Below are 22,118 nucleotides of genomic sequence, written 5' to 3'. Positions count from 1 at the left end.
GCAGAAGGGAGCGAAATTGCATAAAAATCAGGAACTTGCCACCAAGTCGCCTGAAAAGGCAGGTGAGTTAGGTCATCCTTGCTGACCTAATCGGCAATCTGGAGGCAATTGCAATTGTCAGGAGCATGACCCGGGACAGGCTATGAACCGACTCTTCACGACTCAGCTCCACGCAAACGAAAACGGCCCGCCGAAGCGGGCCGTTTGTAGAGATCGTTTGCAGGGAAAACTTAGAAGCGCCAGACCGATACGAGGTCGACAGTCCAGTTGTCGCGATCCACGTCGAGCTTGTCCTTGGTGTACTGGGTGCTCTCACCAACGATGCCCTTACGCTCGAAGTCCCAGGACTGGGTGAACCATTCGCCTTCGAGACCGATCGTGAGCTGATCGACGGGCGTGTAGTACAGGCCGCCGAGGAACGCGTAGGTATCGTAGTCGAAGCCTGAGTACTTGTAGTTGTAGGTCTTGTAGTTGTCGCCTTCGCGATGCTTGTAACCCGCGCCGACTTCCGCATGGACCGCGTCAGACAGGTTGGCAGATGCCAAGCCAGACACGCCCCACCACTTGTTGTTCACGCCATAATTGCCGCTGATGTCACCCGTCTGGTCATTGACCGTCTGGTAGGGGCCTTCACCCAGGGCGGCTGCGAGCGAGATGCTGGCAATGTCGCCGAGGTTGAAGCCGACACCGGCGCCGACCTGCCACAGACCGTCGATGTCAGAATTGTAACCGAGGTTGTAGCTGTCGTAGTCGTCATTGTTGGTCGAGCGGTACAAGCCCGAGATCTCGCCCGAGAACGAGTCGCCAGAGTACTTGATCTCACCGGCAACGCCGAGGTTGTCACCGTTGACGGCACCAATGTCGCCGTCTGCGTTCTGCAAGCTGGCGTCTTCGATCGCGACGGCAGCGCTGAAGGGACCGGACGCATAGGACAGACGCATCTGGGTGGTGTCACCCGGATCGAAGGCAACGTCTGCATTGTCGGTGTAGTAGCAGGTGCAGGCGCCATCATAGCCGTAGCCGATGTTGCCGAGCGAACCAGCGTAACCGCCGCCGAGCGTCAGTTCCGGTGTCATTGCCCAGTAGCCCCACGCCACCTTAACGTAGACGTCGGAGGAGCCGTTGCCGTCCATGTCGGCGCGCAGCTTCAATTCGACGCCGACTTCGCCAACGGCGGTGTCGGTGGTGGCGACAACGCGGAGCTGGCCGCGAGCCTTCACATCCCAATCGTCGGTGTCATCGCTGTACTTGCCGCCGCTGTACTTGTAGTAGCCGCCGCCCGAGTCACTGTAGCGGGACAGTTTCTCGGAATAATCGTTGCCGTTGTAAACGATTGCGGCGCGGACGTAGCCAGACCACGAAATCGTGGTGCCGGCGGGAGCATCAGCCGTCGGCAGGACGCTGATGATCGTGGCATTGTCGCCCTGCGTGAAGCGCTCACGGTGGGACTGGTCAAGGCCGGGGATCTGGAGGGCATCGCCCTTGGAGACCGCAAGCAGCTTGTAGCCGGCCGGAACCGCGGGAGCGGTTTCCATGGCGGCGACGCGGGCGTTGAGGACCTCCATCTGGGCCTTCAGGTCCTGCAGCTCGTCGGCGTGGGCGGCGGCACCGGTCACGGCAACCGCAGCACCAGCCAGGAGCGCCATCTTGATTGACTTCATTTCTTGTTCTCCCAAGTCTCTTGGAGTTGAGGAGCCCCCCATCCCCTGCAAACGGTTTTCGGGAAGGCCATGCACGACTGCATCGAGCACGTGTTTCTTGTCGCGCCGAACGCCGGAGAAATCAACGCATTCACATATTGCAGAATTTGATTGCGTGGACTCTGTAACGGAATTGCCACAGTTGGGGCCCTGAAAAGCCTCATAAAACAATCAGGAGTTTGAATATACTGCAGCATGCCCGCTGCAAGACGCCCTTGCGTGTACCTCCGCAAACGAAAACGGCCCGCCGAAGCGGGCCGTCTCGCAAATCACGTGAGTCGATGATTAGAAGCGCCAGACCGACACGAGGTCGACGGTCCAGTTGTCACGATCCACATCAAGTGTGTCGCGGGTGGTTCCAGCAAGGTCCGTCCGCTCAAAGTCCCAGGACTGGGTGAACCATTCGCCTTCGAGACCGATCGTGAGCTGATCGACAGGCGTGTAGTACAGGCCGCCGAGGAACGCGTAGGTGTCGTACTCAAAGCCGTCATAATTCCAGCCCGTGGTCTTGAAGTCGTCGCCTTCGCGATGCTTGTAACCCGCACCGGCTTCAGCATGGACCGTGTCAGACAGGTTGGCCGTAGCCAAGCCGGACACACCCCACCACTGATTATTCACACCGAAGCTGTTGTCGATGTTGCCAGTGGAGTCATTGACCGTCTGGTAGGGGCCTTCACCCATCGCGGCGGCAAGCGAGATGCTGGCAATGTCACCGAGGTTGAAGCCGACGCCTGCGCCGATCTGCCAGAGGTTGTCAACATCTGCATTGTAGCCGAGGTTGGCACTGTCGTAGTCCTCACCGTTGACAGCGCGATACACACCCGAGATTTCGCCCGAGAACGAGTCGCCCGAGTACTTGATCTCACCGGCAGCGCCGAGGTTGTCGCTGTTGACTTTGTCGTTCTCGCCGTCTCCGTTCTGCAAGCTGGCGTCTTCGATCGCGACAGCTGCGCTGAACGGACCGGAAACATAGGACAGACGCATCTGGGTGGTGTCACCCGGATCGAAGCCCACGTCGGCATTGTCGGTGTAGTAGCAGCTGCAGGCGCCATCATAGCCGTAGCCGATGTTGCCCAGCGAACCCGAATAACCGCCGCCGAGCGTCAGTTCCGGGGTCATCGCCCAGTAGCCCCAGGCCGTCTTGACATAGACGTCGGACGAGCCGTTGCCGTTCATGTCAGCGCGCAGCTTCAACTCGACGCCGACTTCGCCAACAGCGGTATCGGTGGTGGCGACAACGCGGAGCTGGCCGCGGGCCTTCACATCCCAATCATCAGTGTTGTTGCTGAACTTTTCGTGATTAGCGGTGCCGGTGCCCTTAGTCCACGAACCAGCTGTATTAGCACGCGTGGAACGCTGAAACTCAGCCGAATCGTCATTGCCAGTATAAACGATCGCCGCGCGGACATAGCCCGACCACGAGATCGTGGTGCCGGCCGGGGCATCAGCCGTCGGCATGACGCTGATGATGGTGGAGCGGTTGCCCTGCGAGAAACGGTCCTGGTTGGACTGATCGAGGCCGGGAACCTGCAGGGCTTCACCCTTGGAGACGGTGAGCAGCTTGTAGCCGGCCGGAACTGCGGGGGCGGTTTCCATGGCAGCGACGCGGGCGTTGAGGACCTCCATCTGGGCCTTCAGGTCCTGCAGCTCGTCGGCGTGGGCGGCAGCACCGGTTACGGCAATCGCCGCACCAGCCAGGAGCGCCATTTTCGTCATCTTCATTTCTTATTCTCCCAAGTCTTGGAGTTGAGTGACCCCCCATCCCCTGCAAATGGATCCGGAGGAAAATGCACGATGTGGTCGAGCACGCCGCAGTTGTGTTCCGAAATGGCGGGACGGTCAACGTCTGGAAGAGAATTCTGGTGGGAATCTTGCCGTCTGTTACAGCTTTGCCACAGTCCACCAGGGTGAAATGGCAAATGAAATCAATTTCATAATCTATTGCAAAAATGAAAAGGATTGCATTCCCGCAGGACTGCGGCACCGCATCCGGGAAACGCATGGGTGAGGTCTCGACTCAACCTAAAAGATGCGGAATACTGCCGGAATGAATGCAATCTCCGGTCCATTCCGGCCGCTTCGCTGGCTCGCGCACCTGCCTCTTGCCGTCTTGCCGCTCCTTGCGGCGGTGGTGCTGGAAGGAAAGCACTTGCAGCAGAACCTGCTCGCCAACGCCGAATCGCGGCTGGCTGCCCAGGGGCAGGGCTGGGCTTAGCTGGCAGTCGATGGCCGTGACGTGCTGCTGCGCGGTGACGCGCCCACGCACGCGGCGGCAAATAAGGCGCTGTCGATCCTCGCGGAAACCCCCGGCATCCGGAGGGTCGAGGCCCATCTGCAGATGCTGAAGCCATGATGGGCGGCTTGCTTGAGGAGCCGTTCAATTTCACCGGCACGCTCTACGTGCTTCAGTTCCACTGGTTCTGGTTGCTGGTGTCGATGGGGCTTGGTGCTTGGGTAGGCTGGCGCACCGCGGCCGAAGGCAGTGAGAAGCCGCAGCAGCCGTGATACATTACATTGTCGAACTGGGCCTGTGGATGCCCGCCGCATTTCTGCTGGGCTGCCCGCTGGGAGCCGCGGCCTATGAGTTGAGCCGCCGTATCAAGGCAAGGCTAAACCGCCGTCCACAGCCTTGAGCCAGCGGGCAATGGCGATGCGGCTTTCGTCCTCGTCGAGGAAGGGAACATGGCCGCGGTCCTTCACCGTCACGGCGTCAAGCCGCCGGTGCCGCCTGCCCATCTCTTGCACCGTCTCTTCGCTGAGGAGATCGGAATTGGCGCCGCGCAGCACTAGCGAGGGCACATCCGCCATCATCTCGAACAGCGGCCATAGCTCAGGCACCTTGCCGGCCTCGATCTCCGCGACTGACGGGAAGTTCTGGGAAAGGGCCGGATCATAATCCGCGCGCGGAACGCCTGTCTCCTCGCGGTAGACGCGCCTTGCGAAGGTGAGCCACGCGGCCTCATCCAGCGAAGGAAAGCCCGGATTGCTGGATTTGAGCGCCGCGACCGCCGCCGCCCAGCTTTCGAACTGCGGATCGGCTCCGAGATAGCTCCGTATACGGAGCAACCCCGCCTTGTCGATGCGCGGGCCGATGTCGTTGAACGCGACACCCGCCATGCGGGGCAGGGCGCGCGCCGCCATCACCATGGCGGCTATGCCCCCGCGCGACGTGCCGATGATGGCAAAGCGCCCGATGCCGAGGTGATCGAGCATCGCGAGCGTATCCGCCACTTCCTGGTCCGGCCGGTAGCTGGCAGGATCGGCGCGTCCGCTCAAGCCCCGCCCGCGGAAATCGACGGCCACCACGCGGCGGCTTTCCGCCAGCCAGGGTGCAACCGTCTCGAAGTCCTTTGAATTGCGCGTGAGGCCGGGAAGGCAAACAACGGGCAGAAGCCCGCCCGGCCGCTCGCCATAATCGCGCGCGTAAAGCCGTGTGCCGTCTTCGGCGGTCACGTGGCACGCGGTGAAATCCATCGCCGTCAGTCGCAGCCGGAGCCGGTGATGAGATCGGCAAGCGACGCCTTCGCACAAGCCTTGGGCGGTGCCGCCTGCTGCTCTGCCTGCTGCACCTCGGGCGGAGCCGAGGTGGAGGCAACGCTGAGGTCGTCCGAACGCGCACCGCGCATCAGGTCCGCCGTCATCGGCCGGACCGTCTTGGGTGCCAGGCGCGAGCGATAGACATGGAGGTTCTGCATCACCTTCTGCACATATTGCCGGGTTTCCTGGAAGGGGATCGATTCCACCCAGTCGATTGCATCCACCTGGCCTGAGCGGAAGTCCCCATATTCCGCCAGCCACTCACGGGACCGGCGCGGGCCTGCATTATAGGAGACGAGCGTCAGAACATAGGAGCCGTCGTGGTCGGCCACGAGATCGCCCAGATGGGCGGCCCCCAGCTGCACATTGACCTGGGGGTTCATCAGCGTGCTCGGATTATATTTGAGGCCATGCTGCTTGGCGATGAGCTTGGCCGTTCCCGGCATGATCTGCATCAGCCCTTGAGCGCCCACCTTGCTGCCGGCATTGGGGTTGAACTCGCTTTCCTGACGGGCAAGCGCGAAGACCAGCGGCCGTTCCACGGGCCTGCCCACCGGCTTCCAGTCAGGCAGTGCGCGGATCGGGTAGCCCCAGGAATCGATGTCTATGTTGCGCTGGGCGGCGGCCTTGGCAAGGCGCACCGCCATGGTGGCGCCCCCCTGGCTCCACACGATATCGGCGACCGCATTCATCTGATCGGTCGTGTCGAAGCGGTTGGCGAAGGACCACAGGAACATATAGAGGTCGTTCTGGTTTCCGACCTCGGCCATGATCTTGAAGGCGCGAACCACCTCATCCTTGGCCACCATCGCCTGGGCGGCGGATGAGGCTTCTCCGCTCTCGATTTCTTCCGGCACCTTGCCGAGCCCGATCTTCTCGCGCGCCAGCTGGCCGTAATAGATGGTGGAATAGCTGGAAGCCTGCTTGTAGGCGGCCTTGGCCAAGGCCTTCTCGCCCATCGCCTCATAGGCGCGGCCAGACCAATAGCCTGCGCGCGCCTTTTCGGTGCGTGAGGGTGCAATCTCGGCCAGTCGCTGGAAATGCTTCAAGCCCGTCTCGGGCGCCTTCATGTAGCGGAGCGCAATCCAGCCCGCGAGGAACTCTCCCTCAACGGCGGCATCGCCCTCAGTGAAGCCATGGGCACTGGCGATCTGATAGGCGGCCTTCGCGCTGTTGGGCGCGCTGATCCCGATCGAGTGCCGGGCCACGATGCGCCGTTCCACCCACCAGGCCCCGGCATCGCCCATCTTGGCGGCATCGGCCGGAACCGTCAGCAGCACGGCGCGCGCTTTTGAGTAACTCTCATTCACCCGGTAATAGCGGGTGAGGGCATATTTCATCCCCAGCGTCTCGCGCATGGAGGAGGGGAGTGCGGCGTAAAGCTTGTCCGCGCCGGCCTCGCCCCGCACCAGCTTCTGCGCCACGGCGGCGGCCTTTTGATATTCCGAAGGCAGGCGCTTCGCCGCACGGAGCGCGGCGTTGGTTTCCTGCGCATAGATCAAGCCCCACAGGCGCCGCTTATTGTCATCAACCGTCAGCAGCTTGCCGAACTCGGAGGAAATCTGCTTTTCGAACTCCGCCGTCAGTTCCGGATCGGCCCAGACCTTCTGTACTTGGCGGCGGGCACCATCCTTGTCGCCCGTGGCGAGAAGGGCACGGGCCAGCGCCAGTGAGCCCTGGTCCGTCACCGGCTTGCGCTTGGCGAAATGGTTGAGGATCAGCTCAGGCGACTCGTTATTCACATAAAGCGAGCGCTCGGCCCGCTTCAGCAGCGCTTCGGACAGCGGCCAGTTGGGAGCCGAGTCGAGGAAGGCGAGGATTCGCTGATAGCCCGCATCATTCGGGTGGTCGCGCAGATAGATGAGTTCCACCAGCTTGATTGCCGCCACATCGCCTGAGCGCTGGGCCGCTTCACCCGCCGCCACGAAATCACCCTTGACCGCAAGCCGCGCGGCCTCGATCGCCGCCCCTGAGGGGTTGGCAGCAGCCAGCACGAAACCTGTTCCGCTCAGGAATCCGGGAGAAACCACCGCAGTCGAGGTGGCGAGGGCCATGAGGCTGATACGCAGGAACTGGCTGATACGCATGTACGGTCCAATCAAAAAACGCGTCATAAAATCCGCCGCTAGGGCGTAATTGTGCCCTTAGCATGGCTTTGGGCGTATCCTCCGGACGGCGCTTGCCGCTCAACCGGCAAAAGACTATGGTGCGCGCCGTTTGCAGGCCAGCGGAAACGCTTGGGCGGCGAAACTAGAGCCCCATGGTTTCCAAGTCATTACCGGAGTACTCCCCGTGCCGTTCAATGTGCAGTTCAGAGGTTCCTTTCCCGCCCTCATCACCCCCATGCAGAACGGGGAGGTTGACGAGAAGGCGTTCCGGAAACTGGTGAACTGGCACATCGAGCAGGGTTCACACGGTCTGGTTCCCGTCGGCACCACGGGTGAAAGCCCCACGCTGGACCCGGAGGAACACAAGCGCGTGATCGAGATCTGCATCGCGGAGGCGAAGGGCCGCGTGCCGGTGATTGCGGGCACGGGCTCCAACAGCACCCAGGAAGCGATCGACTATACGAAGCACGCCAAGGAAGCAGGTGCTGATGCCGCCCTCGTGGTTGTGCCCTATTACAACAAGCCCACGCAGGAGGGCCTCTATGCCCACTTCAGGGCCATCGCGGATGCCGTTGATATTCCCATCATTGTCTACAATGTGCCGGGCCGCACCGTGGCCAACATCTCGGTTGAGACGCTGGCCAGGCTTTCGCACGACTGCAAGAACATCATCGGCACCAAGGATGCATCCGCCGATCTGACCCGCCCCTCCCGCCAGCGCCTCGCCTCCGGCAAGGATTTCATCCAGCTCTCGGGCGAGGATGGGACGGCCCTCGGCTTCAACGCCCATGGCGGCGTCGGCTGCATTTCCGTCACCGCCAATGTGGCACCCAAGCTCTGCGCCGAATTCCAGGAGGCAACGCTGAAGGGCGACTATGCCGCGGCCCTCACGCTCCAGGACCGGCTGATGCCGCTGCACCACGCCATGTTCGTGGAGACGAGCCCCGGCCCCGTGAAATATGCGGTGAGCCTCCTCGGCCATTGCACGCCGGAATCGCGCCTGCCCATGGTGCCGGTCAGCGAGCCCACCAAGATCGCGGTGCGTGAGGCCATGGTCCATGCCGGGCTTCTGAACTGAGATGAGTTCAAAGAGCGGCGGCGCGAAGGCGTCGCGCCAGCAGGAAGGCATCAAGGTCGTCTCGGACAACCGCCGCGCCCGCTATGACTATGAGATCCTACAGAGCTTCGAGGCGGGCGTTGAACTCAAAGGCTCGGAGGTGAAATCGCTGCGCACCGGCCACACCAATCTGGCGGAGGCCTATGCCACGATGAAGGGCGGCGAGCTCTGGCTCATCAATTCCAACATCCCGGAATACCGGGAGGCGAACCGCTTCAACCATGAGCCCAAGAGGCCGCGCAAGCTGCTGCTCCACAAGTCCGAGATCAACAAGCTCTCCTCGGGCGTGCTGAAGGAGCATCTGACCATCGTGCCGCTCAAGATGTTCTTCAATCCGCGCGGGCGGGTGAAGGTCGATATTGCGCTGGCCCGCGGCAAGAAACTCCATGACAAGCGCGAGACCATTAAGGAGCGCTCCTGGGACCGCGAACGCGCCCGCCTCCTGCGCGACAAGGGCTGACGCAGAATGGTTTTCATGCAGCATCTCGTGGGCCGCAAGATGCCGAACGTCGATCTCGAGGCGACGTCCGGCAGCCCCGTCAACCCGTCCCGCATCCTGGGGCCGGCCGTCATCTTCTGTTACCCCTACACCGGCAGGCCCGGGCACGCCGATCCGCACAACTGGGATCATATTCCCGGCGCCCATGGCTCCACTCCGCAGGCGCTCGCCTATTCGGAAGCCTATGGCCATTTCCGCAGGCTGGGCGTCAAGCTCTTTGGCCTCAGCCTTCTGTCCACCGAATGGCAGAAGGAATTTGTCACCCGCAATGGTCTCACCTTCCGCCTCCTGTCGGACGAAGACCGCGCCTTCCAGTCCCGCCTTGGCCTCCCCATGTTCGAGACCGGGGGCGAACTTTACCTCCAGCGACTGACCTTCATCCTCCACGACGGCATCATCTCCAGCATCCGCTTCCCCGTTCCCGAACCCGAGCGGGATGCAGCAGAGGTGCTGGCGGCACTGTCCTGACGTCAGTTCCTGTCCTCTCCCCCCAATGAGGGAGAGGAAAACACATGGCAACGAGGGCGGCCGCCCAGCCCAACTCCGCACTGGACGGGGCACCGGGCTTCCGCCATATTCCGCCGCAAATTCAGGGCGCATGACGCCCCACATTGGATGAGTCGACATGTTATTCCTGAAGCAGCTCTTCACCTGGTGGAACGGCGAAACGCTCAACACGCGCCTCTATACCTGGCGCAAGGGTGAATATGTGGGCGCGGACGCCTTCGGCAACAAATACTACCGGGCCAAATCGGCCCTTCCCCGCTCCATCAAGGAGCGGCGCTGGGTAGTCTATAATGGCTATTCTGAAGCCTCCACCATTCCGCCCGGCTGGCATGGCTGGATGCACCACCGCGATGACGTGCCCCCGAGCGAGGAGAGCTACACGCCATATGAATGGCAGAAGCCGCATCTCCCGAATCAGACGGGCACGCCCGGCGCCTACCGGCCCAAGGGCTCCATTCTGCTCGGTGCCAGCCCGGCGCCGGCGGCTCCGGATTATTCCGCCTGGCGGCCTGAGTAGGGCGTCACATTTCGGCTCGGGTCTCATGCGAGATCCGGGCTCAAGACAAGTCACAGGAGTTGGGGTTTTGAAGAACTCGGCAGTTGAAACACTGATCGGCGCGGCGGTGATCGTCATCGCGGCGGCCTTTTTCTTCTTTGCCTATCAGACCTCCGGCAAGGGCCATGCCTCCGGCGCCTATCGTGTGAGTGCGGAATTTGACAACGCCGAGGGCGTGAGCGTGGGAACGGATGTCCGCATTGCCGGCGTCAAGATTGGCTCCGTTGTCGACTTCACGCTCAACCCGGAGAACTTCCAGGCCAATGTGGTGATGGAACTCGACCCGAAAGTGAAGCTCACGGATGACGCCACCGCCAAGATCACGGCGGAAGGGCTCTTGGGCTCCAAATTCGTGGCCCTCGAACAGGGCGGCTCGGAAACGATGCTGGCCGATAACGGCGTCATCTCCAACACGCAAGGTGCGGTCGACATCTGGTCGCTGATCAGCCAGGCGATGTTCGCAGGCAAGGGCACGGCCGCGCCTGACGCCGCAAGGCCAGCCGAGGACCAGGCCCCCGCTGACGGTGCGCCCGCCGCCGAGCCGCAGACGCCCTGATGTCCGATCCGCGCCGCCAGCAATGGTCCGCAACCGCCTATGACACGCATGCGCGCTTCGTCTCGGACCTCGCAGGCGGTGTGCTCGAATGGCTGGCCCCCCGGGCTGGAGAACGCATTCTGGACCTGGGCTGCGGCGATGGCGTTCTGACGGAAGAATTGAAGTCACAGGGCGCCCATGTCACCGGAGTGGATTCGAGCGAGAGCTTCATCGAAGCCACCAAAGCTCGCGGTGTTGATGCGCGGCTGATGGATGGCCAGGCGCTCACCTTCACAGCGGAGTTCGACGCCGTCTTCTCAAACGCCGCGCTGCACTGGATGCCGGATGCCGCTGCCGTCATTGATGGTGTGTCACGCGCGCTGAAGCCCGGCGGCCGCTTCGTGGCCGAATTCGGCGGGCACGGCAATGTGGCAGCAATCGTCACCGCCATGCGCGCCGTGGGGTTGAGCCGCGGCGGAGATCTGGCGCTCGCCAATCCGTGGTATTTTCCAGCGCCCAGGGCCTATCAGCGCCTTCTTGAAGGCCATGGCTTCACGGTCAAGCGCATTGCCCTTGTTCCGCGCCCCACCGCCCTCAAGACTGGCATGGCCGAATGGCTGCTGCTGTTCCGCAAGCCCTTCTTCGCGCAGTTTGGGGCTGACGCAGAAGCAGCGCTCGCGCAGGCCGTTGATCTTCTTCACCCCGCCCTTTGTGATGCCGATGGGAATTGGACGGCGGATTACGTCCGCCTGCGGGTCGAGGCCTTCACGTGATCAGGCGCCTGCTCCTCACAGCCCTTCTCGTGCTGCTGGCCGCCTGCACCTGCGGCCCCGCCAAGGCGGAGCGCGTTGCCAATCCGATCGCGGTGTTTGCGGGGCTGGACAAGATCACCGGCGTTACGACCGCCTTCGAGATCCCGATCGGCCAGGAGCGCCGCTTCGGCAGCGTCATCGTCAAGCCGGACGTCTGCTACACCAGGCCCCCCACCGAGGAGCCGAAGACCACAAGCTTCGTCCAGATCGACCAGGTCGAAACCGACAACACCCGCAAATCCGTCTTCTCCGGCTGGATGTTCGCCGAAAGCCCCGGCCTCAACGCCATGGAACACGCCACCTATGACGTGTGGCTGACCGGCTGCCGCGACCCCAACGCCCCACCCCCCGCCGTCGAAGTCGCCCCCGACACCGGCACCCCCGATCAGCCCGCGAAAGAGGGCGAGCCGGAGGATTGAGGCCGTTTCGCCGAAAGCGCTCGCTTCCGCTGATCAAGAGAATGAACGCAGAGCAAAGCTGGGCTGGGCTCTGAACGCCAGCGGATTAAAGTCTGATGGGGCTGATCTTGTCCAAGGAAGGATTGTATTTGTCATGCGAGGCTGCCGGCGCCATCATAAATATGAAGCCCCGTCCAATGGCCGCCGAGCAGCTGCATTTTTGGCCTAAAGAGATTACCTCAGTAATCCCGATCATTTAGTTCATCCGGCGCGCCGCCTTTTCGCCCTCAACAAGAATTTTGCGTAGATGAAGCTCAACTGCGCCTGCACCGTACAATGAATCCTGCAGCACATCAGAAGGAAGCTCAGGAACTCTTTGTTCCCATTCCACCTTAGCAGGATTGTTATCTGACCGCTTGATTAGGAACACTCTCGTTGCCTTGGGATCGGGAGGAGGAAGCAACTTATACTCATACCGATAGAACAGCAGCATGGGCCAGTCTTCTCTTTTCCAAGCTTGCATCTTTCCAACCACTGGCCACCTTCCTTCGAACAAACCCAGATCCCCAAAATTACAGCGGAGGACAGCTTTGGCTGGTGAGAGGGGAGGGATCTGCTCAACCGCAGGAACTGCATCGAGTCTGGGGCCAAAAAAATATCCAAAGATCTGCGCCGCTCTCGGCGCGCGCCGCGCAACTAAGCCAAGGCCAAAGCTATGGTCCCCTAGTGGGACAGCAAAGACGGTCGACTCCGGATAGCGTTGTGCTGCTCTCATTGTATGCCCATTATAAGCTCGTCTGCCGCATCGAGATAGATATTCAGCCGTGGAGAAGCGGGGCAAGACTTGGTTTCTTTGGGTATGCTGTCGCAGTGGGACGGATCTTATCGCCTGAAGTTGCCGTCGAGCATCCAGCAGTCTCACGCAACGCGATCGCTGGGGGCGATATCGGTGGTCCTAAAGTCAGTTTAACAGTCGCCCTGCGTTGTCGTTCTCTACAAGCAACTTGCGCAAAAGAATTTCAACCGCGCCTGCACCGTACAATGAATCCTGCAGCACGTCAGATGGAAGCTCGAGAACTCTTTGTTCCCATTCCACCTTAGCAGGATTGTCATCCGACCGCTTGATGAGAAAGAGTCTCGTAGCAGATGAATCAGGCGGCCGCAGCAGCTCGTACTCATCGCGGTAGAATAGGGGCATTGGCCAAGCCCTTCTATTCCATGCCGGAACCTTCCCGATTGCGTGCCATTTTCCGTTCAGAAGAGCTAAATCACCAAACCTGCACCGAAGAACCACGCCCAGTCTCAAAAGATCCGGGATCTGCGACGTGCTGGGAATCGAACTCATTGTGGGACCAAAGAAGTAGCCGAAAATCATCGCGGCTCTTGGTGCGCGTCGCGCGACTAGACCAAGTGCAAACTCACCATCACCTAAGGGTACGGAAAAGACTGTCGATTCAGGATATCGTTGTGCTGCTTTCATTGTATCCCCTTTATAAAGTTGTCCGCTGCACCCAAGTAATCTTGCAGTCTCGGATTAGTAGGGCTGATTGGTCTAATCTTATCGAGAGGCGCATTGTATTGTTCGTAGAGCCGCTGCTCTAATCCCCTTTGTATCACCTTGTCATCGGTTCTATAAATCGTATCGAAGCGAAATTGTTGAAGGTGAGGGTCTCGCAAATGTTCCGCTTCCCGTCGAGTGAGATCGCACGTTCTGCCGCACCTGACCACAACTCCGTCGGGATCTCTAAGTACATAAGCTCCGCCCTTGGCCTCCGCCCGTATCGCATTTTGACTGGCTAATAGACTATTCTCGCCAAGTTTTGCGCTTTGTTCGGCGGCCTTACCCCATTTCAAAAGCCTTCCGGCCGCGCGGGCGAATGGGGCTACGGCCCATTGCCAGTTTGATCAATAGTCTCGTGCCATCCTCGCGACCTTCCCGTCGCAGCGTCATACTCATGCACGTATCGACGTCCGGCCATCTCCCCAGCTTTGTTCGTCGGCTGGACCTCGCCGCGGTAGCGAATCCGGCCGTTCTCAAGCATATTGACCACATCCTTGCCGTACTTCTCGGCGTAGCCAAGATGTTTGGACAGGTCTGCGGCCTGCTTCGCACTTGTTGCTCCCCCGTTTGCAGCCGCCACCCCAGCCGTCGCACTTTCTTCGGCAGCCCTGCCAACTAGCCTGCCTACCGTTCCGCCCAAGAGCCCGATGGACTTGGCACCGCTGAAAGACAAGCCGGTGTTGACGGCTTCACGCGCAACATAGCCAGCAATACCATCCTTAGCCAGCTTCTGCCTTTGTATCGCATTTTGAATCCGTTCATTCAATTCCATCACATCCAGATCTTCATCGCTTTCTGAATTTGGTCGGTCCATCTCACCAGGTTTACCGCCCTTTTCAGCGCTGGAGACGGAGTCTGTAGACCCTCTGTTTCCCTCCTTGGTACTTTCCGAGTTGCTGTGGTCGTTTGCATTTAGTTTAAGGCCAGACGTTTCAATATGCCCATTGGCATCACTCCCATTCACCGGATCATCCCCCGCATAGGCATAGCGGTTGATATCAACACCTGCGAGGTCCGGGTCCCATGTGTCGGGTGAGAGGAACCGGCCGAGCAGCGGGTCGTAGTAGCGGGCGTGGAGATATTGGAGGCCGGATTCGGGGTCGAAGAGCCTGCACAAAGTGCGGAATTATTGAACAGATTATTCGCATCTTCTACGCAATTCGCTTACTGAGTCGCGAGAAAACTCGAAGAAGATCGACTTACCTTAACTCTGTGCAGGTCTAGCGGTAGTCAACAATTCACCGCGAGCTGTAATGTCGGGATCCGCCAGCACTATTAAGAAATGAGGCACATGGTCCTTGGCGAAGGTCAGTTGCGCCCATTCGGTATCATCTGCGTTTGCCTTCATGAACTCACAGCGGAGCAAGTAGGGACCTGAAGGAATGCTCACTGGCACTGTCTCGGTGATACTCCCAATTTCAATCGTCCCATCTTTCGGCACCTCGAATGGAACTTCAATGATACGAATAGCACTCGGATTCACATTTTCAAGCTGATCGACAACATTAACAACGACAAAAAGCTCGCCAGCCTCTGATATCGTTCGAAATGATACACTGCCCTCTCGCCAAGAAAATCCTTGTTCAACGTGTTGATTGGTCCAGTCATTGAACGGCTGCGAGAGTGCCCCAGCGAAGACCGCAAGTTGCCCAAACGACACTTCAAATCTAAGCGATATCACCATTTCAATCACCGATTCTGATTCTTATTTTGGTACCATCAAGTAACCCACGGCAAACATTCCCAACGCAAGCACCAGCCGACATGTTATCACGAGGATTGATTGCACGAACACTTGCACCGGCTCCACCTTCCTTGAACATAGCAGGTGGATACTCATCTAAATGCTTTCCAGGAACGGAGTCTAAGGACCCAATTGCAGCGTTTCTATTGGCCTTAGCTCCTGCGCGATAGATCGTCAACACGTCCGGCTTGCCAGCCTTTATAGCATCTGCTGCATGTTGAGCAGCTTCACCGTGGAGCTTTTGGGAAAGTGTTATTTCTTTGCTGACCCCCGCCCCAGCCGCCCTTGCTCCGCTGAGGGCTCTGCCAATAGCTGCTCCTGATCCGAATGTGACCGCAGTTCCCGCCACCCCCATGCCGGATGCTTCTGCATTGGATCCGGGGTGGTAGTAGGCGGCCGACTGATCACACCAACAGGCGATACTCTTGGCAAAAACACCGGCGTTGTAAGCACCTTTCGCAATCCCGGAGGAATACTCACCGAGTGCCAAATGGCCTGACTTCGTCTCTCCGTAATCCTCCTCCTCTTCGTCCTGAGAGCGAATGACGCGTGCAAGAGCCTCCTCCTTGGTTTCTTGATGGGCCTCTGAGGATGTTTGAGTCTTCTCCTGTTTGTTACCTTCCGAGTTGCTGTGGTCGTTTTCGTTCAGCTTGAAGCCCGAAGTTTCAATATGCCCATTGGCATCACTCCCATTCACCGGATCATTTCCCGCATAGGCATAGCGGTTGATATCAACACCTGCGAGGTCCGGGTCCCACGTGTCGGGTGAGAGGAACCGGCCGAGCAGGGGGTCGTAGTAGCGGGCGTGGAGATATTGGAGGCCTGTTTCGGGGTCGAAGCGTTCGTTGATGTAGCCCTTGCCTTGCAGCGCCACGGAGCCGTTGGAGGTGAGGGGCTGGCCGAAGGGGCCGTAGTCCGCCCGGGTGACGGCTCCGCCCACCCGCAGCATCAGGCGGTTGGAGGCGAGGTGGTCCTTGACGGCAATGTCTGTTGCCGTTCCCTCGCGCTTCACATCCGGGTGCAGCCAGCTGGTGGCAAGGCCACTGGGATTGGCGTCATTGACCAGCACCTCGCCATCGCTGCCCGCATAGAAGAAATGGCTGCGCAGAAAATGCTTTCCCGCCCGCTCGCCATCCGGGCCGTAATCAAAGCGGGTGACATTGCCGTTCCGGGTGACGGAGAGGGGCCTATTTTCCCCATCATAGGCGATGCTGCGGGGAAGCTGCGGGCCCGGCCCATCCACATCATAGGAGAGCATATTGCCATTGGCGTCATAGCTGACGGGGGAACCGCAGATCGAGACCGGGGCATGGGGATGCGGCCCCGGCTGATAAACTAAGTTCGGCGCTTGGGCCGAGCCTGCACAAAGCGCGGAGTTGTAGATCAGATTATCGGCATCATCATAGGCGAAGCTCCGGTCTTCCGCCGTGCCGCCGAGATGATCCGCCGCGATCAACCGGTCGAGCCCGTCATAAGCATAAGCCCAGCTGCGGCCCGCATCAGGCGAGGTAACGCCAGTGATCTGCCCCTTGGCATTGCGGCTGTAGGCGAGATCGAGCACCGGAGTTCCGGCCCTGCTGCTCACCACGCCGGTGAGGAAGCCCCGGAGATCATTGTAGCTGTAGCGAGAAGAGGCCCCGCCGCCATAATCGATCGACATGGTCTGGCCGCGCGCATTGTACTGGATCGAGGAGATGAACTGCGCGGGCTCCGTGGCCGAGGGCGTATTGGCATTGGCGATGCTTGTGAGATGGCCTGCGGTATCATAGAGATAGAGTCCGCTCCAGCGTCCATCCATCATCTGCTTGCGCTTGATGGTGCCGTCCGGCCAATAGTCATAGCCCACGACGCCAATGACTTTCCGGTCCGAGCTCGATATCCTGCGGTCCACCAGGCGGCCGGCCAGATCATAGTTGAAGAGCTGCGAAAACCTCTTGCCCCCGGCCGTGCGGGTGGCGCTGGTCAGCTGGTTCAGATTGTAGAATCCGGCGCGGGGCTCATCATAGAGATTGGTGGTCGTTTCAGCACCCGCCGCCGTGGTGACGGTCTTGACCCTAAGGCGCGAGAGCTCGTCATAGGTGAGCGAGGTCACCTGGCCCTTGGCATCGGTCTGGGAGGTGAGGCGCGAGGCATTGTCATAGGCGTAAGTCCAGACGCCGAGATCGGGGTCTTCCACCCGCGTGCGGCGGCCTAGGCCATCATAGGCATAGCTCCATTGGTTGGAGAGCGGATCGACGACCCGCACAATATGGCCCAACGCATCCCTCTGATATTGGGTGACCACGGGGCTTGGGCCGTTCATCCGCGTGCGCCGGATGCGCTGGCCTTCGGCATTGACGGTTTCGATCGTCTGGTGGCCGATCTCATCGGTCTGCGTGGCGTTCAGGACATCGGTGGAATTGGACGCACCCAGGCTATAGCTGGTGGCGCGGGTTGACCCATCGGGATTCACCGACTGGGTGAGCCGGCCGAGCTTGTCATAGCTGTACTGTGTCCAATAGGCGGTGTCAGGCACCAAGTGGGGGGCGCTGACCGTGGCGATCTGACCCCGCTGATTAAAATATATATCCTCGATGACTCTGCCGGACTGAGCCTCAGTGCTCCCGCTGGTCACAATGAAATAGTCGCGGCCGAAACCGTCGAAATAGCGCCAATGCCAGCGCCTTGCGCTCTGCCCCCCCGCAGGACTCGTGATAACCACAACATGCTGCGGTCCGGGCAGGCCGAATTCATTATAGGCGCGCCATTCCTCGTACCCCCCCGGCATTTGCCGGTGCGTCTCCCGGCAGAGCGCATCATAGCTATAGAGGCTCTGTTGCCCATTGATATCCGTGAGGATAGTAGGCTGGGCGCAGGCCATGTTCCAGCTGGTCTGGGTGCGGAAGCGTTGGTCAGTGGCATAATTCGGCAGGCGGCTGTCCACCGGATAGAGCGCGAAGGCGCCATCATAAACGGTAGTCGTCGTATTGCCCACGCCATCGCTGGCGGAGATGAGATTGCCGAAATCGTCATAGCCCCACGTGCCGGAGGCTAGCCAGCTGTCGCCTGCAACCCAGTTCTCTTCGCGTGTCTTTTCGCAGCGCCAGGGAGCGGTGTTGAAGCCGGCGCCATCATAGGAGATGCGCGTCGCCGAGAGAAGCGGTGCGCTGGCGGAGCTTCCCTGATAAACTGCCGTTTGGGCGGGGCAGGAGACCATGTATTCGTTCCATTGCGGGTAAAAGACGCTGGTCGAGAAGCGCTCATCCCCGCTATTGGCAGTCTCACCCCAGTCAAACTCCTGCGTGACATTGCCATAGACGTCGTAGCTATAATCCTCGCGCACTGCCTTGGACGCGCTGCCATCAAAAATCCGGTCCTCCACCGTTGTGGCAAGGCAGGTGAAGGGCACTTGCGCATCCGCCAGGATGGTTTTGGTTTTCTGGGAAAGGACCCCGCCGGCGCCATCTGTCATCTGATCCTGCACGATCTCGCCCATACAGGCTGGCGACTGCTGGAAGGTGAGTACTCGCTTCGGGCAGGTGGTCTCGCCCGCGATGCAGGGGAGGGTGGCCGTGACCGTCTGAAAGCCCATGAACTGCCGCTCCACGCGGGACCACTGGCCGCCGGCATAATCAAACGTCGTCGTGTTGCGGCTGGTGGATGTGTTCCGGCCATCGTCCGTGATCACGGTTTTCACCAATTGCATGATGAAGGGCAGTCGTGTTCCCGGTGTTCCCGCCGATGGCGCATAGGTGACGATGATCTGGCCGCCCAATGGCTCCTGCATCCAGATCAGGCGGTCAGCCTGGCCGCCGGACGAGAGCCAGACAGAAATATCAACAGGTCTGTATTCATCTGAATTATATGGGGCATTTGGTCTGCCCCTGTTTGGGGTGAAACGCACGAGATCATCAGCGCCGTCCCCGTTAAAGTCGGCAACATAGGCAACTTTCCTTTGATCATTCGCAACGGAACGCGCGGTGGCATCAAACCCACCTCCAAGGGAACGTGAAATCCAGGAGTAACCTTGCAGGTCCGCTCTTCCATCACCGTTGAAGTCCCCTATGCCCCACGAACGCTCACTCGACGGGCCGCTGATAGACGTGGTGATTTGCTGCAATGCGTCTGAACCTGCGGCAGAAATAAAATTGGTTCCGTTAGACAATTGGATGAACGCTTGAACGGGATTCTGCTGAAGAGCGACCGTGATAAGGTCGCTCATCCCATCGCCATTGACGTCAGCCAGAATTTTCGTTCCCGCCAATGATGGTTTCGGAAAGGGAGGCTGTGCGCTGAAACCGCTTCCGGTTGACAAAAAAACTTGGTCTGTGTCGCCGTTCGCAGTGACGATCAAAAAGTCAGATTTCCCATCCCCATTGATGTCACCAATGTAAGACGAGTTTCTAAATCTATGTTTCTCAAGCGAGTAGAGTCCCCAATCCACGAATGAGTGTTCCGCAGGAATTTCCGGATTCGAGACAAGAAGGCGGCCGTTACTTAAGTGAACATCGGCGACCCCATCTCCATTGAGGTCTCCTATGCTAACGTTACCATCTTCGGGTAGCTTTGATCTTCTACCAATATGAAACAATAATCTATCAACACTGCGCATATCAATGCCGACAAAAACATTATCAGTTGTGCAGCTCTGCTCTCCGTGACCCAAGGAGTCACATCTTGAAACGTTTTGCCGAGCCGAGTACAGCCAGTCCGTTCGTGTGTCTCCGTCGAAGTCTCCTACACCGATAAGCCACGGAGTTGCGGGAACCACTCCTGTTCCGCCATATGACCTGCCTTCTGTTCTTGATAGGGGCGTGGGTCCTCCAGATGAAAGAGTAAGAACTGATCCGATACACCTGTAACCGTTGACACTTTGCATGCCGTCACGATTGTTTCCTCGTGGTTCCAATCTGGATTTGTGAACGCATGATTCAGTCTTGTAGGAGTCGGTTGCCCAGCCATCGCCGTTGAAATCACCGCGGGCGTCCATCGGCACATCCCAGTTGTCTTGCGCTGCAAAAGCAGGATTTCCACTTGCATCGCCATTGTTCGAATAGCTCATCCGGTAAGGCGGCAGGGATGTGCCACCCGTGACGTAGCTGCCGTTGATTTCCGCGTCCGCTCCGAATTTCTGCACCGCCACCAGGCGCGAGAGCGCTGTTGAAGCAGACGTCTCATAGGAAAGCTTGTAAGCACTCTGCCTGCTGCCGGCATTTCTCATCTCGATTGCGGTGATCCGCTTGGTCACCGCGCGCAGCCGGCGGCCGGTGCCATAGGTAAGAGGATCTGGCCGGTCCTCCGTGTAAAACAGCACTTCGCTGGCAGCGATGCCGCTGCCCTGGTTGAAGGCGCGGATGTTGCCGATGGTGCAATCAAGCGAGCCATTGCAGCTCCAGCCATAATCGACATGATTGCCGCGCCGGTCGATCTGCGAGGTCAGGTACCAGCGGAACGTTGTATTGGGATCTCCGCCTTCGAGTGAGGAATAGATCGACTTGACGCCCGTCCGCCCCGTGACCTCCCAGCTGTTGTTGGATGTAAGCCGCCTGATCCGCGCGAATGTCTCAATCCGGCTGGTATAGACAGCCTGCCCGGGTGCCCAGGTGCCCAGGCAGGAGGGTGTCGAAGCAATGTCGGCGACTTCCGTGCAGGGGATCAGCTCGGTGCCGTCCAGAAGGAAACTATCCGCCGGAAAGCCCGCGGCCCCATAGGCGGGCGCGCCCCTGGCACTGGCCGCCTTATTCTGCCCCCCTGCGGGCGCAGGCGTTCCGGACACACGCTGGATGGCGGACAAGCCTGAAATTGCCCAGCCAACCCCCAATTCGCGCCCGGCAGGCGGCATATTGCGAATGCCGCGGAAGGAATCGTAAGTGAGCGTGAGTTCCGGTTCGAGCCCGCGGAACTGCGGCACGTCAAGCGGGATGCTCCGCTGGAAACTGCCGTTCCACGAGGTGAGCCCGGCCTTCGGAAGCCGCGCGAGGTCGCTGCTTTCGGAAACATCTGCCGCGCCTGCCTTCATTGCGCAGAACACCAGCAATAGTACTCCTGACACGATCCTGCCGACCATGGAGCTCTCCCAGAGCAAGATATTTACGTTAAGGTAAGATATTTACATTTTGGTGATTCGACAAATCTAAGTTGTGATGACAGACTATTCTGAGAGCGCTGCAACAGGGGTTGGCGTGAACGAAGGAGCAGCACGCACGCGCATGCCAGCTGGGCGGTCATCCGGATTCGTTTTGGTCGCGATCATTTGGATCACCGGCCTTTTGGCCGTGGTCTCCTTGTCGACCGTCATCGCTGTGCGCAGCCAAACGCTGCGGACGCGCAATGCCGTCAGCGCGGAGCTGGCGCAAGGCGTGGCGGATGGCTTGCTCAGGCGCGAGGCCCTGACATGGGCCGTGGGCAGCTCGGGCGAAACGCGCCGCCCAGCCAGGGGCCAATGGTCCAGCTGCCAGTGGGACGGCGGGGCCACGGCTTGGATCTCCGTCCAGGATCAAGCGGGCCTTGCCGGCCTCAACACCGCCACGCCCAACATCGTCCTGATGCTGCTCGAGGGGCTCGTGCACGCAAGGCCGCAGGCTTTGGCGCTGCAGCAGGCGATGGCGGACTTCCGGGACGAAGACAAGCTCACCCCGTCAGGAGAGCCAGAACCCTCCCGCTATCCGGGCCGCAGCTTCGGCCCCAAGAACCAGGCCTTTGCGGCAGTCGAGGAGCTCGACCAAATTCCAGGCTTCACGGATGAGGTGAGAGCCAGGCTTTCCGCACTCACGACCGTTTATTCGCAGCAGCAAGGCATCCTCGCTTCTGCTGCGCCACCCGAGCTTCTGCGGCTTTTGTATGAGGCGTCACCGGCCCCGGGAACTTCTCTGGGGGCCCAGTCCTCCGGAGCCTACGCGATCGTGGTAGCCGTAGCGCTGAAGGACGGATCCCGCTTCGTCAGGCGCGCGGTGATCGAGGTGACGGGCCAGCCGCAGCGGCCATTCGCCATTGATGTCTGGTCACGCGCGGCGTGGCCGCCGGATCTGCCGGCGGCGGCAGGTGGCGCCCGCTGCCTGGATTAGA

The 22,118-nt window shown here is 60.0% G+C and carries 20 protein-coding genes and 2 pseudogenes; 11 read left to right on the top strand and 11 right to left on the bottom strand.

The annotated features are described in order from the left end of the window. Window positions 1-230: 230 nt before the first annotated feature. Together ACO06F_RS03885 and ACO06F_RS03880 are read right to left on the bottom strand one after the other, a co-directional pair. The gene (locus ACO06F_RS03885) at window positions 231-1,661 is read right to left on the bottom strand and encodes a hypothetical protein (RefSeq protein WP_421695379.1); all 1,431 of its coding nucleotides are present in this window, start codon (window positions 1,659-1,661) and stop codon (window positions 231-233) included. A gap of 324 nt (window positions 1,662-1,985) precedes the next feature. Beyond that, window positions 1,986-3,422 carry a hypothetical protein gene (locus ACO06F_RS03880; protein WP_421695378.1) on the bottom strand — a complete coding sequence of 479 codons (1,437 nt, stop codon included), beginning with the start codon at window positions 3,420-3,422 and terminating at the stop codon, window positions 1,986-1,988. Between the two features lie 325 nt (window positions 3,423-3,747). Between ACO06F_RS03880 and ACO06F_RS03875 the strand changes: the two genes are divergently transcribed. Genes ACO06F_RS03875 through ACO06F_RS03865 form a run of 3 tightly spaced genes read left to right on the top strand, consistent with a single transcriptional unit; the run spans window position 3,748 to window position 4,205 of the window. Continuing rightward, the gene (locus ACO06F_RS03875; protein WP_421695377.1) at window positions 3,748-3,915 is read left to right on the top strand and encodes a hypothetical protein; all 168 of its coding nucleotides are present in this window, start codon (window positions 3,748-3,750) and stop codon (window positions 3,913-3,915) included. A 21-nt stretch (window positions 3,916-3,936) separates the two neighbouring features. Next, window positions 3,937-4,053, top strand: coding sequence for a hypothetical protein (locus ACO06F_RS03870; protein ID WP_421695376.1), 117 nt, complete (start codon window positions 3,937-3,939; stop codon window positions 4,051-4,053). Further along, window positions 4,050-4,205, top strand: coding sequence for a hypothetical protein (locus ACO06F_RS03865; protein ID WP_421695375.1), 156 nt, complete (start codon window positions 4,050-4,052; stop codon window positions 4,203-4,205). Before ACO06F_RS03870 ends, ACO06F_RS03865 begins: the two co-directional genes overlap by 4 nt. Window positions 4,206-4,298: 93 nt before the next feature. On the opposite strand, the gene ACO06F_RS03860 is transcribed toward ACO06F_RS03865, so the two are convergent. Both ACO06F_RS03860 and ACO06F_RS03855 read right to left on the bottom strand, forming a co-directional pair. Continuing rightward, window positions 4,299-5,174 carry an alpha/beta fold hydrolase gene (locus ACO06F_RS03860; RefSeq protein ID WP_421695374.1) on the bottom strand — a complete coding sequence of 292 codons (876 nt, stop codon included), beginning with the start codon at window positions 5,172-5,174 and terminating at the stop codon, window positions 4,299-4,301. Window positions 5,175-5,179: 5 nt separating this feature from the next. Continuing rightward, window positions 5,180-7,324 carry a transglycosylase SLT domain-containing protein gene (locus ACO06F_RS03855; protein ID WP_421695373.1) on the bottom strand — a complete coding sequence of 715 codons (2,145 nt, stop codon included), beginning with the start codon at window positions 7,322-7,324 and terminating at the stop codon, window positions 5,180-5,182. Window positions 7,325-7,580: 256 nt separating this feature from the next. Here ACO06F_RS03855 and dapA point away from each other — a divergent pair, with 256 nt between their 5' ends. From dapA to ACO06F_RS03820, 7 genes are all read left to right on the top strand, one after another. Beyond that, on the top strand, window positions 7,581-8,423 hold the full coding sequence (gene dapA / locus ACO06F_RS03850) for a 4-hydroxy-tetrahydrodipicolinate synthase (RefSeq protein ID WP_421696615.1): 843 nt from the start codon (window positions 7,581-7,583) through the stop codon (window positions 8,421-8,423). Between the two features lies 1 nt (window position 8,424). After that, a complete protein-coding gene (smpB, locus tag ACO06F_RS03845) occupies window positions 8,425-8,922 on the top strand; it encodes an SsrA-binding protein SmpB (RefSeq protein WP_421695372.1) in 498 nt (165 codons plus the stop codon). A gap of 15 nt (window positions 8,923-8,937) precedes the next feature. Next, a complete protein-coding gene (locus ACO06F_RS03840; protein ID WP_421695371.1) occupies window positions 8,938-9,429 on the top strand; it encodes a peroxiredoxin in 492 nt (163 codons plus the stop codon). A 157-nt stretch (window positions 9,430-9,586) separates the two neighbouring features. Then, the gene (locus ACO06F_RS03835; protein ID WP_421695370.1) at window positions 9,587-9,985 is read left to right on the top strand and encodes an NADH:ubiquinone oxidoreductase subunit NDUFA12; all 399 of its coding nucleotides are present in this window, start codon (window positions 9,587-9,589) and stop codon (window positions 9,983-9,985) included. Window positions 9,986-10,052: 67 nt separating this feature from the next. Then, a complete protein-coding gene (gene mlaD, locus ACO06F_RS03830; RefSeq protein ID WP_421695369.1) occupies window positions 10,053-10,580 on the top strand; it encodes an outer membrane lipid asymmetry maintenance protein MlaD in 528 nt (175 codons plus the stop codon). Further along, window positions 10,580-11,332: a class I SAM-dependent methyltransferase gene (locus tag ACO06F_RS03825; RefSeq protein WP_421695368.1), complete on the top strand. Its 753-nt coding sequence runs from the start codon at window positions 10,580-10,582 to the stop codon at window positions 11,330-11,332. Before mlaD ends, ACO06F_RS03825 begins: the two co-directional genes overlap by 1 nt. Further along, window positions 11,329-11,790 (top strand): DUF2155 domain-containing protein, encoded by a 462-nt coding sequence (locus ACO06F_RS03820; RefSeq protein WP_421695367.1) that lies wholly within the window; start codon window positions 11,329-11,331, stop codon window positions 11,788-11,790. Before ACO06F_RS03825 ends, ACO06F_RS03820 begins: the two co-directional genes overlap by 4 nt. A 235-nt stretch (window positions 11,791-12,025) precedes the next feature. On the opposite strand, the gene ACO06F_RS03815 is transcribed toward ACO06F_RS03820, so the two are convergent. From ACO06F_RS03815 to ACO06F_RS03785, 7 genes and pseudogenes are all read right to left on the bottom strand, one after another. Continuing rightward, a complete protein-coding gene (locus tag ACO06F_RS03815) occupies window positions 12,026-12,262 on the bottom strand; it encodes a hypothetical protein (protein WP_421696748.1) in 237 nt (78 codons plus the stop codon). A gap of 39 nt (window positions 12,263-12,301) precedes the next feature. After that, window positions 12,302-12,544 (bottom strand): annotated as a pseudogene (locus ACO06F_RS03810) (hypothetical protein); the annotation flags it as partial. A gap of 186 nt (window positions 12,545-12,730) precedes the next feature. After that, a complete protein-coding gene (locus ACO06F_RS03805; protein ID WP_421695366.1) occupies window positions 12,731-13,249 on the bottom strand; it encodes an Imm26 family immunity protein in 519 nt (172 codons plus the stop codon). A 403-nt stretch (window positions 13,250-13,652) separates the two neighbouring features. Continuing rightward, window positions 13,653-14,447 carry an RHS repeat-associated core domain-containing protein gene (locus ACO06F_RS03800; protein WP_421695365.1) on the bottom strand — a complete coding sequence of 265 codons (795 nt, stop codon included), beginning with the start codon at window positions 14,445-14,447 and terminating at the stop codon, window positions 13,653-13,655. Between the two features lie 87 nt (window positions 14,448-14,534). Further along, complete coding sequence (gene comJ / locus ACO06F_RS03795) at window positions 14,535-15,014, bottom strand: competence protein ComJ (protein ID WP_421696614.1); 480 nt, start codon at window positions 15,012-15,014, stop codon at window positions 14,535-14,537. 1 nt (window position 15,015) lies between these two features. Beyond that, window positions 15,016-20,301 (bottom strand): RHS repeat-associated core domain-containing protein, encoded by a 5,286-nt coding sequence (locus ACO06F_RS03790; RefSeq protein ID WP_421696613.1) that lies wholly within the window; start codon window positions 20,299-20,301, stop codon window positions 15,016-15,018. Window positions 20,302-20,478: 177 nt separating this feature from the next. Further along, a pseudogene (locus tag ACO06F_RS03785) lies at window positions 20,479-21,072 on the bottom strand (SpvB/TcaC N-terminal domain-containing protein); the annotation flags it as partial. Between the two features lie 220 nt (window positions 21,073-21,292). Here ACO06F_RS03785 and ACO06F_RS03780 point away from each other — a divergent pair. Then, a complete protein-coding gene (locus ACO06F_RS03780; protein WP_421695364.1) occupies window positions 21,293-22,117 on the top strand; it encodes a hypothetical protein in 825 nt (274 codons plus the stop codon). Window position 22,118: the final 1 nt, after the last annotated feature.

The sequence above is a fragment of the Aestuariivirga sp. genome, assembly GCF_965227715.1.
Classification (GTDB): Bacteria; Pseudomonadota; Alphaproteobacteria; order Rhizobiales; family Aestuariivirgaceae; genus Aestuariivirga.
Note: the sequence above shows the minus strand (reverse complement) of the source record. Positions and strands in the feature narration are given on the sequence as shown.

Excerpts from the sequence above, each read along its gene's own strand:
- ACO06F_RS03885 (WP_421695379.1), bottom strand. The coding sequence starts at position 1,661 with ATGAAGTCAATCAAGATGGCGCTCCTGGCTGGTGCTGCGGTTGCCGTG.
- ACO06F_RS03880 (WP_421695378.1), bottom strand. The coding sequence starts at position 3,422 with ATGAAGATGACGAAAATGGCGCTCCTGGCTGGTGCGGCGATTGCCGTA.
- ACO06F_RS03875 (WP_421695377.1), top strand. The coding sequence starts at position 3,748 with ATGAATGCAATCTCCGGTCCATTCCGGCCGCTTCGCTGGCTCGCGCAC.
- ACO06F_RS03865 (WP_421695375.1), top strand. The coding sequence starts at position 4,050 with ATGATGGGCGGCTTGCTTGAGGAGCCGTTCAATTTCACCGGCACGCTC.
- ACO06F_RS03860 (WP_421695374.1), bottom strand. The coding sequence starts at position 5,174 with ATGGATTTCACCGCGTGCCACGTGACCGCCGAAGACGGCACACGGCTT.
- ACO06F_RS03855 (WP_421695373.1), bottom strand. The coding sequence starts at position 7,324 with ATGCGTATCAGCCAGTTCCTGCGTATCAGCCTCATGGCCCTCGCCACC.
- dapA (WP_421696615.1), top strand. The coding sequence starts at position 7,581 with ATGCAGAACGGGGAGGTTGACGAGAAGGCGTTCCGGAAACTGGTGAAC.
- smpB (WP_421695372.1), top strand. The coding sequence starts at position 8,425 with ATGAGTTCAAAGAGCGGCGGCGCGAAGGCGTCGCGCCAGCAGGAAGGC.
- ACO06F_RS03840 (WP_421695371.1), top strand. The coding sequence starts at position 8,938 with ATGCAGCATCTCGTGGGCCGCAAGATGCCGAACGTCGATCTCGAGGCG.
- ACO06F_RS03835 (WP_421695370.1), top strand. The coding sequence starts at position 9,587 with ATGTTATTCCTGAAGCAGCTCTTCACCTGGTGGAACGGCGAAACGCTC.
- ACO06F_RS03825 (WP_421695368.1), top strand. The coding sequence starts at position 10,580 with ATGTCCGATCCGCGCCGCCAGCAATGGTCCGCAACCGCCTATGACACG.
- ACO06F_RS03815 (WP_421696748.1), bottom strand. The coding sequence starts at position 12,262 with ATGCTGCTGTTCTATCGGTATGAGTATAAGTTGCTTCCTCCTCCCGAT.
- ACO06F_RS03805 (WP_421695366.1), bottom strand. The coding sequence starts at position 13,249 with ATGAAAGCAGCACAACGATATCCTGAATCGACAGTCTTTTCCGTACCC.
- comJ (WP_421696614.1), bottom strand. The coding sequence starts at position 15,014 with ATGGTGATATCGCTTAGATTTGAAGTGTCGTTTGGGCAACTTGCGGTC.